The 10,415-nt window shown below is 36.9% G+C and carries 8 protein-coding genes; 3 read left to right on the plus strand and 5 right to left on the minus strand.

The window, feature by feature from the left end:
• Both ileS and ABFR62_10700 read left to right on the plus strand, forming a co-directional pair.
• Window positions 1–3,423, plus strand: a 3,423-nt coding sequence (gene ileS, locus ABFR62_10695; protein ID MEN8138888.1) for an isoleucine--tRNA ligase, incomplete at its 5' end; no start/stop codon positions are given.
• 75 nt (window positions 3,424–3,498) lie between these two features.
• On the plus strand, window positions 3,499–3,882 hold the full coding sequence (locus tag ABFR62_10700; protein MEN8138889.1) for a TraR/DksA C4-type zinc finger protein: 384 nt from the start codon (window positions 3,499–3,501) through the stop codon (window positions 3,880–3,882).
• Between the two features lie 68 nt (window positions 3,883–3,950).
• Here ABFR62_10700 and ABFR62_10705 read toward each other — a convergent pair whose 3' ends face one another.
• The 5 genes from ABFR62_10705 to ABFR62_10725 all read right to left on the minus strand — a co-directional run bounded on the left by ABFR62_10705 (window position 3,951) and on the right by ABFR62_10725 (window position 8,483).
• Window positions 3,951–4,577: a porin family protein gene (locus ABFR62_10705; GenBank protein MEN8138890.1), complete on the minus strand. Its 627-nt coding sequence runs from the start codon at window positions 4,575–4,577 to the stop codon at window positions 3,951–3,953.
• Between the two features lie 191 nt (window positions 4,578–4,768).
• Window positions 4,769–5,332, minus strand: a complete 564-nt coding sequence (locus ABFR62_10710) for a Crp/Fnr family transcriptional regulator (GenBank protein MEN8138891.1) — start codon at window positions 5,330–5,332, stop codon at window positions 4,769–4,771.
• Window positions 5,333–5,558: 226 nt separating this feature from the next.
• Window positions 5,559–6,011 carry a hypothetical protein gene (locus ABFR62_10715; GenBank protein ID MEN8138892.1) on the minus strand — a complete coding sequence of 151 codons (453 nt, stop codon included), beginning with the start codon at window positions 6,009–6,011 and terminating at the stop codon, window positions 5,559–5,561.
• 43 nt (window positions 6,012–6,054) lie between these two features.
• Window positions 6,055–7,128, minus strand: coding sequence for a cytochrome d ubiquinol oxidase subunit II (gene cydB, locus ABFR62_10720; protein ID MEN8138893.1), 1,074 nt, complete (start codon window positions 7,126–7,128; stop codon window positions 6,055–6,057).
• Window positions 7,129–7,130: 2 nt separating this feature from the next.
• The gene (locus tag ABFR62_10725) at window positions 7,131–8,483 is read right to left on the minus strand and encodes a cytochrome ubiquinol oxidase subunit I (protein ID MEN8138894.1); all 1,353 of its coding nucleotides are present in this window, start codon (window positions 8,481–8,483) and stop codon (window positions 7,131–7,133) included.
• A 368-nt stretch (window positions 8,484–8,851) separates the two neighbouring features.
• Between ABFR62_10725 and kbl the strand changes: the two genes are divergently transcribed.
• Window positions 8,852–10,045, plus strand: coding sequence for a glycine C-acetyltransferase (kbl, locus tag ABFR62_10730; protein ID MEN8138895.1), 1,194 nt, complete (start codon window positions 8,852–8,854; stop codon window positions 10,043–10,045).
• Window positions 10,046–10,415 lie beyond the last annotated feature (370 nt).

Consider the following 10,415-nt stretch of genomic DNA (forward strand, 5'->3'; position numbering starts at 1 on the left):
ATGAAATTTACAGAATATAAAGGATTAGATTTACCTAAAGTTGCTGAAGAGATCTTAGGATTTTGGGAAGAGAATAAGATTTTTGATAAGAGTATGGAAAGTCGTGAGGGTAAAGAGTCTTACGTATTTTTCGAAGGTCCGCCATCAGCGAATGGTATGCCGGGAATTCACCATGTAATGGCCCGTACAATAAAGGATTTATTCTGTCGTTTTAAAACTCTTCAGGGATATCAGGTAAACCGTAAAGCAGGATGGGACACCCACGGTCTTCCTGTAGAACTAGGTGTTGAAAAAGAGCTTGGAATTACAAAGGTAGATATTGGAAATAAAATTTCTGTAGAAGACTACAACAATGCCTGCCGTAAAGCAGTAATGAAATATACAGATGTATGGAACGATCTTACCCGTAAAGTTGGTTACTGGGTTGATATGGAAGATCCGTATGTTACCTACACTAATAAATACATTGAGTCTGTTTGGTGGCAATTGGCATCACTTTACAAAAAAGGACTTATATACAAAGGATATACTATCCAACCGTATTCGCCTAAAGCCGGTACGGGGCTTAGTTCGCACGAGTTAAATCAACCGGGATGTTACCGCGATGTTACCGATAATACAGTCATTGCCCAGTTCAAGGCGATACCTTCTACATATACCGATGTACTAAAAGATGTTGAAGGTGATGTAAATTTCCTCGCATGGACAACAACTCCATGGACTTTACCGTCGAACACAGCTCTTACTGTTGGAAAAAAGATTGATTATTTACTTGTAAAAACTCTTAACCAATACACATTCGAGGAAACTCAGGTTGTATTGGCAAAAGATTTATTCCTGAAATATTTTACTGCACCTGCAACACATGAAATCACTGCAGGAGCACACCATTTTCCTCACCCTGAAGGAATGAGTAAAGATGAGCCTATCGTTAAAAAAGGCAAAATTCAACAATACGAAATTATCAAAGAATTTAAAGGTGCCGACATATTAGGCGTTCACTATGAACAATTATTACCGTTTGCGCAACCATACAAAGATGCTGATAAGGCTTTCCGGATTATTCCCGGTGATTTCGTAACTACCGAAGATGGTACAGGAATTGTGCATACGGCTCCTACTTTTGGTGCTGATGATGCCCTGGTAGCTACAAATGCAGGTGTTCCCGGATTGTTGGTACTTGACGAAAACGATAATCCTGTTCCTCTGGTAACTTTGGAAGGTAAGTTCTCTGAACACATGGGAGAATTTGCAGGAGAATATGTGAAAAATGAATATTATAGCGATGGAGACGCACCGGACAAGTCTGTTGACGTTCGCTTAGTTATAAAATTAAAAGAAGAAAATAAGGCTTTCAAAGCCGAGAAATATGTTCACTCCTACCCGCATTGCTGGCGTACAGATAAACCTGTTCTATACTATCCGTTAGATTCATGGTTTATTAAGGCTACAGATGTTAAAAAACGTATGAGCGAACTTAATGATACCATTAACTGGAAACCTGAATCAACAGGTACAGGACGTTTCGGAAACTGGCTCGAAAATGCCAACGACTGGAACCTGTCCCGTTCACGTTACTGGGGTATACCACTACCTATCTGGCGTACAGAAGATGGCAGTGAAGAAATAATGGTTGAGTCTGTTGAAGAACTTAAGGCCGAAATGCAGAAAGCAGTTGAAGCGGGAGTAATGGACAAAAACCTTTTCGAAGAGTTTGAAGTGGGTAATATGAGTAGTGACAACTACGAAAAAATAGACCTTCACAAACACATAGTCGACAATATTACTTTGGTTTCAAAATCGGGTAAGGCAATGAAGCGCGAAGCAGATCTTATCGACGTTTGGTTCGATTCCGGGTCGATGCCTTATGCCCAGTGGCACTATCCTTTCGAAAACAAAGAAATGATCGATGACAACAAGTCATTCCCTGCCGATTTTATCGCCGAAGGAGTTGACCAGACTCGTGGTTGGTTCTATACTCTACATGCAATAGCAACCATGAACTTTGATTCTGTAGCCTACAAAAATGTAGTTTCAAACGGACTTGTATTAGACAAGAACGGACAAAAAATGAGTAAACGTCTCGGAAATGGTGTTGATCCGTTTGCGACGATTGAGAAATATGGTTCTGATGCTACACGTTGGTATATGATTACTAATGCTCAGCCCTGGGACAACCTGAAATTCGATGTTGACGGAATAGATGAGGTACGCAGAAAATTCTTCGGAACAATTTACAACACCTATAATTTCTTCGCATTGTATGCCAATATCGATGGTTTTGATTATTCTGAAGCCGATATAGAAAATCGCCCGGAACTTGACCGTTGGATACTTTCTGAATTAAACACTTTGATAAAAGTAGTTACTGAAAGTATGGAAAAATACGAGCCAACTCAGGCAGGACGTGCAATTCAGAATTTCGTAACTGAAAACTTAAGTAACTGGTTTGTTCGTTTAAGCAGAAGAAGATTCTGGAAAGGAGATTATCAGGATGATAAAATTTCGGCATATCAAACACTATACACATGTTTGAATGCAGTTGCTAAACTTTCATCTCCAATTGCTCCATTCTTTATGGATAAATTGTATAAAGATCTTAATGCTGCCACAGGTAAAGAACAATTCGAATCGGTACACCTTGCTGATTGGCCAACATATGATGCAAGCCATGTAAATGCCGACCTGGAAGAACGAATGCACAAAGCACAGACAATTACTTCTATGGTTTTGAGTTTACGTAAAAAAGATCAGATTAAAGTTCGTCAGCCTCTACAAAAGATCATGGTTCCTGTTTTGGATGAGAAAACCAAAACACAAATAGAAGCTATCTCAGATCTGGTATTAGCCGAGGTTAATGTTAAGGAAATAGAACTTCTTTCGGATGCTTCAGGTATTTTGGTAAAAAGCATTAAACCAAACTTTAAAGCCTTAGGCCCTAAATTTGGTAAGGAAATGCGTTTTGTAGGCCAGGCTATTGCTAAATTCGGACAGGAAGATATTGCCGAAATAGAAAAAAATGGAACAAAAGATATTGAAGTAAACGGAAAAAAAGTTAGTTTAGCGCTCGCCGAAGTGGAAATCACTACTCAGGACATCGAAGGATGGACAGTAGCTAACTACAACGGACTTACTGTTGCACTTGATGTTACTATTAGCGAAGAGTTAAAATCGGAAGGAATTGCCCGTGAAGTTGTAAACAGGATTCAAAACCTCAGAAAAGATTCAGGTTTCGAAGTTACTGATCAAATTCATGTGGAATTGGAAAGAAATGAAATTCTGGAAAAAGCAGTTTCTAACAACTCTGAATATATAAAAAGTGAAACATTAACAAAACAACTCGATTTTGTAGACAACATAGAAGAGGGATACTTAATTGAGTTTGATGAAATTAATACTAAAATAAAACTAACCAGAATATAGCCTTGTATTGCAAACGTTTTAGTTGTATATTCAAGGATGTTATTTTGAATGCATATTTAACAAAAACTTAAGCCTATGAAAGCCTCAGATATTAAAGAAAGATACTCTGATGAGGATTTAGAAGAATTCAAAACTCTGATAGAGGAAAAAATAGTAAAAGCAGAACACGATTTAAACATAATTAAGCAATCTTACTTAAATGACTTAAACAACGGGACTGATGATACATCTCCTACCTTTAAGGCATTCGAAGAAGGGGCCTCAACTATGTCGAAAGAAGCTAATGCACAACTGGCTGCAAGACAGGAGAAATTTATTCGCGATTTGAATAATGCTCTTCTGAGAATACAAAACAAAACTTACGGTATATGTAGAGTTACCGGAAAGTTAATCAACAAGGAACGCTTAAAATTAGTTCCGCATGCAACTTTAAGTATAGAAGCTAAAAGAATGCAATAAACAAAATAAAAAAGCTGACTATTTCTAGTCAGCTTTTTTTATGTCTTATACAATCACTTCCTGATAACTTAAAACAGGTATGCCAAATTAATTGTAAAAGATTTGTTATTGGCTACGTTATCGTATTCGTATACCTCCGTAAGTCCCATATCATAATTTAGTGAAATTTGTAAATCATTTATCGACACAGGTATTATTACACCAAGCTCCATTGATAATCCATAATCCATATTTCTTGCCTGATCTTTAATATCGGTTGACCCATTGTCAATTTCGGATGATGTATAGGCAATTTCGGAACTGGCATCAAGCAGTATTCCTGCATATGGCCCGGTTGCCAAGAATACTTTACTTGTTTTTACAGGAATTGAAAATTCTGCTTTAACAGGAATAATAAGGTAATTAAATTCATCTGTTTGATCGTAATTAATATCTTCTTCAATTATGTTTACTGTTCTCCCTTTTTGCGAATAAAGTAAGTCTCCTTTTAGTGCAAACAAGTCGTTAAATTCGTTTCTAACTGTTAATCCAACTTCGTAACTAACGTGTATATCCTCATTATCATAAAAATTTGCTAACTCCGATTGTGTAGATCCACCTACACCAATCTTTGGTCCAAATTGAAATTGTCCGTACATAATATTTGTCGTGAATATTAACGACATAACTAATACTAAATGCTTTGCTCTTATCATTATATTATTTATTTGTCAGCTAATTCATTTTCAATTAAAAGATCTGAGGTGCTTCCAATAGAGAATTTGATTTTTAATCGCTGCGTAAAGTGAATCCGCTGTTTTATTAATTATGATGCAAAGGTGTGAGTTGAAAATATATTAGGTCTTGATATAGATCAAGAAATAGAAAAGATGAAATCGGCAATAAATTATTTTTTGGCTCTTAATCTGCTTAATGTTTCGGGTGTAATGCCTATAAAAGAAGCTATATGTATTAATGCTACACGTTTAAAAATCCTTGGGTAATCTTTTAGAAGAGAATCATATCGTTCCTTGGCTGTTTGAAATTTTAGAGCGAAAGTATAATCAACAATAGTTCTGGTAATTTCATAGGTTGTATGAAAGGCAAGTTTGGCAAAGTCGTGGTTTTTCTTCAATAAATTATCCATTTCATTAATGTGAAGAGAATATACAACAGAATCTTCGAGCAATTCACAATTATCGCGTGTAGTTTTTTTATTGTAAAAACTGTCTATAGCAGTAAAAAAGCTATTCTCCTTAAAAAACATTGCAGTTACCTCCTTGCCACTTTGAGAATAATAGAACATGCGGGCCAAACCACTTTCAATAAAATATATATGCTTACAAATCTCTCCCTGTTTAAATATAGATTCACCCTTCGAATATTCTTTTTTCTTAAATGCAGTACTGAATTCTTTTTCAGATTCAGAAGAAATATTTGCTATACTTTTAATGTGGGAAGGTAAATCCATATGTACATTATTTTATAGTAAAGTACTAAAATTATTTGATTATATAAATCTAATTCAATAAAGTCAGGAGCACAGAAGAGCTTATGACTAAAAATAATAAAGCCGCGAATACACGAATAATTTATTTCGCTAACGCTCAAAAAATGAACATTAGTGAGTTAATTAATTAGTGCATTCGCGGCCTTAAAAATATGTTGTCACAGGCAAAAAGTGATCTTTCTAAGCATTAAGCTTCAAAAAAATCTACGCCCATCCCTTCTTCCTTGGTAAAGATCTCTATTTTATGTTTGTCGGAGAATTCAAATATTATCTGAGAATTACCATTCTCTCCCTTCTCTCTACCAAAACTCACTCTTTTTATCACTTTATCCAATATGGGAAACCAGTGTCTGTCTAAGGTAGCATTTTCATGTATCAAAGTAACCTGACCCTTAAACTGAGTTTCAATTTTATTTAGTTCCTCATTAAAATCAAAATCTACAACTTCGATACCGTCATTATCCACACCATAATTCAATACAGTATTAGTTCCGTCATGAAGAGTTATACCTATCCAGTCTAAACTTTTAAAATCATCATCACTTTGGAGGTTATCCCACAAATAGTACACAATTTTTGCAATTTTCCTGCCTTCCAAACTGCGAAGTTCGTCAAAGCTCCTTTTCGATAAATATCCCATCTTCTTCCCCTTTATATAAATACTACCTTATAATATTCATTTTTTAATGCCCATACGTATTGTCGTCAAGCTTTCCTCTAAACAACCTGTGAACGATCACAAAATAAGAAACAGTCAACACTATCCCTATCACCCACCAGTACAATCCAACCTCAAGGCCGTAATCTGCAGCTTTCATACTTGAAATTGTCAGCGATGGGTTAACACTGTTTGTTGAAGGCAACAACACCGGGAACATCCCCATAATTGTTGTTAAAAAAGCTCCAAATATAAACAGTGCCGATGAGAGGAATGTAGCCCCCTCTTTATCCATTTTATTCATTACAAAGATACCGATTAATCCTATAATGGCTAAAACCGGGAAAATAAACAACACCGGACTTTCCATAAAGTTCTTAAATGTAGCCGGTTTGATAGTTGAAATTGCCGCGACAGATACAATAATCAGTATAATTTGTACCCCTAAAGCAATAGGAATAATCTTCTTCATCTTACTGTTTACATCTCCCGACAACTTATATCTAATCCATGCTGCTCCGTGTATAGTCAATGTAACAGCGGCAACAAGCCCAAGTAGAATAGTAAACCAATCCAACACACCCACTTCCTGCTCTAAAGGGGAGAAATTATGATTCCATAACGGAACAAAGAAGTTATGGGGTTCATATTTTGAAACACCATCAACCACACCTCCAAGGTTTACTCCTCTTACAACATTTCCTAATGCCGCTCCAAAAAATACCGCCAATAAAAGGCTGGCAATTCCAAATGCCTTATCCCAGATTGCACGCCACATTTCATTGTCGACCAAATTCCTGAGCTCAAGACCTATTCCCCTGAATATCAACAACCAAAGCACCATTATTAATGGCAGGTAAAATCCGCTAAAAGCTGTTGCGTACAAGGTTGGAAAAGCAAAAAACAAAACTCCGCCACCGGCTAAAAGCCATACTTCATTACCATCCCAGTAGGGACCGATTGCCTGTGTTATTTTTGCTCTCTCCTCTTCGCTTTCCGAAAACAATAAATTTATAATTCCTGCCCCAAAGTCAAACCCATCCAATATCACGAAAATGGTTAACATTGCTACTACTATAACTGCCCAAAATATTTCCATGATTATTCAGCTTTATTAAGTTCTAATTTCTCCGGGCCCTGGTAAATAACCTTTCCAACCAATCCTAAGAAAAGTAATCCTAAAAGAATATAAAGTCCTATAAACCCAAGCAGTGTAAACAATGCATTACCTGCTGATACTGTTTCAGAAACTCCGTGTTGCGTACGAAGCAGGTTGTATACCAGCCAGGGTTGGCGACCCAATTCGGAAGTGTACCAGCCGGCTAAATTTGCAATATACGGGAATGGAAATGCAAACATCAGTATCCACATATACCACCTGCGGTTATACAATTTTCTCTGCCAAAGGAAAAAAGTTCCTATTACCATTATTAAAATGAAAATAGTTCCTAAACCTACCATCATGTGATAGGCGTAATAAAGTCCCGGTATACTTGTTGGCCAATCCTCCCTGGGAAAATCATTCAATCCTTTTATTTCGGCATCCCACCTTTCATAGGTAAGAAAACTTAAAACATTAGGCACTTCTATTTTATTATCAAGCTTTTGCTCCACCATGTTTGGCTGCCCAATCAAAACTATCGGAGCACCCTTCTGTGTATCAAACAATCCCTCCATCGCTGCGAGTGTTACCGGTTGATGTTGTGCTACCTGTTTTGCCAACATATCCCCAAAAGGAAATGCAAGTAAAATACTCGCAAACAACCCAAAATTAACTCCGACTTTTACAAATAATTTCCCATAACTTCTGTTCTCTTTTTTCAACATATAATAAGCCCCAACCGCTGCTACAACAAATGATGTTGTTACTACAGAAGCTGCCTGATTATGCAAATATGAGGGTATCAGCCATGGATTGGAAAAAAGTGCCGAAAAGTTCGTCAATACAAATTTTCCATTCTCCATAATTTCAAATCCAACAGGATTTTGCATCCATGAGTGGGTTGCGATTATAAACCATCCACTCAACCATGAACCTGCAAACACAAGAAATGCCGATAAAAAATGAATTTTTCTACCGACTATCTTCTCTCCAAAAAGGAAAATTCCTAAAAATGTGGATTCCAGAAAAAACGAGAACATTCCTTCCATAGCCAGTGTCTGACCTATAATATTACCGGTAAGCTCCGAAAACCTTGCCCAGTTAGTTCCAAACTGAAATTCCATAGGAATTCCTGTTACAACACCCATAACAAAATTTATCGCAAAGATCTTAGCCCAGAACTTTGCTGCCCTGTTGTACCTTTCATCATCACTGCGAAGGTGCAACCATTTGAATAAAACTATTATTGCTGATAGCCCCATAGTTAACTGGGGGAACAGATAGTGAAATGTTATTGTGAACGCAAATTGAAGTCTGTGAAACAACAAAGCATCCGAAACTGCCTCATGCATAACTTTATTATTATTTTTTTATATCAGTTAGTCGACACAAATGTAAATTCTAAAATAAAATATATTTCAACCATGATATAGATTATTTCTATAAGTGCTTATAAAAATTCTAACTATAAATTTAATAAAATGATACACACCAAATTAACATCTTATTAAAAATATTCCTAAAGCATATTTTATGAATAATTAGCTCTTATTAGTAGATTACAGGCAGGTAGGTATTTTGAGCAAAAACCTCAGACAATACCGCTCTTTCTTTATATCTGTAATTTATCCCCCAAAAAACACTAATATAACTTACAAATTCACCTTCAACTTTATATCTTTGTTGCACATGAAAGGTAAACCAATAAAATAGCAGAAACATGTACGGGAAACTAAAAAACCACCTTCAGGAAGAGTTAAAAGTAATAGACGAAGCGGGATTATACAAACGCGAAAGAATAATAACTACACCACAGGGAGCCGAAATAGGTGTAAGTACCGGTGAAACTGTGCTAAATTTCTGTGCAAACAATTATCTGGGATTATCATCGCACCCCGAAGTTATCCGGGCAGCAAAAGATGCCCTCGACACTCACGGATATGGGATGTCATCTGTAAGGTTTATTTGCGGTACTCAGGATATTCACAAAAATCTTGAAAATAAGATTTCAGAGTTTCTGGGAATGGAAGATACCATACTTTATGCAGCAGCCTTCGATGCAAATGGAGGTGTTTTTGAACCTTTATTTGGTAAAGACGACGCCATAATTTCCGACAGCCTGAACCACGCTTCAATTATAGATGGAGTAAGACTGACTAAATCGGCTCGCTACCGTTACCAAAACAATAATATGGCCGATCTCGAAGCTCAGCTTATAAAAGCAAATGAAGCAGGTCATCCCCATAAAATTATCGTTACCGATGGAGTGTTCTCAATGGACGGAGTTGTAGCATCGCTTGATAAAATATGCGACCTGGCCGATAAGTACGATGCTCTGGTAATGGTTGATGATTCGCATGCATCAGGATTTATTGGAAAAACCGGACGTGGTACACATGAACACAGAGGCGTTATGGGGAGGGTCGATATTATTACCTCTACCCTGGGCAAAGGACTCGGTGGTGCTATGGGTGGATTCACTTCTGCTAAAAAAGAAATAATCGATATGTTGCGCCAGCGTTCAAGACCATACCTGTTCTCTAATTCTCTTGCTCCGTCAATTGTTGGTGCAGCTTCAAAAGTGCTCGATTTACTATCCGAAACAACAGAGCTTAGAGACAAATTGATGTGGAATACCGAATATTTCAAAAAAGGAATGTACGAAGCAGGTTTCGACATAGTAAAAGGCGATTCTCCGATTGTACCGGTAATGCTTTACGATGCCAAACTTTCTCAAAAAATGGCCGATAAACTACTCAAAGAAGGAATTTATGTTATAGGATTCTTCTTCCCGGTGGTTCCAAAAGATAAGGCAAGAATTCGCGTTCAGATTTCTGCAGCCCACGAAAAAGAACATCTCGATAAAGCTATTACGGCATTTATTAAAGTAGGTAAAGAATTAGGTGTGATATAGCCTTAGATCACATAACAAACATATAAGAACCTCCGGAATTTAATTTTTCGGAGGTTTTGTTTTTTGGCCGCCATTTGTCGCTATCCGCTATACTCCTCGCCAATAAAAAACTGCACAATACAAATGCAACGGGCTCCCGTGGTCGCCATTGCATTTGCTTGTTTAGTAATTTTATTGGCTGTGGGGTAACGCTCCTATCGCCGGCGGAATTAAAGTTTATCTACAGATAATTCCTTCTCAAAATCAATTTTTATATTATAAAACACAATGAATAGATATGAAATCCCCATGAACACCGGGTTTACACCAAGTGTGATGAATATAGAGGGGATAACATATGACCGAAATATTAAATTATATACATATGAAA

Source organism: Bacteroidota bacterium (genome assembly GCA_039714315.1).
Classification (GTDB): Bacteria; Bacteroidota; Bacteroidia; order Flavobacteriales; family JADGDT01; genus JADGDT01.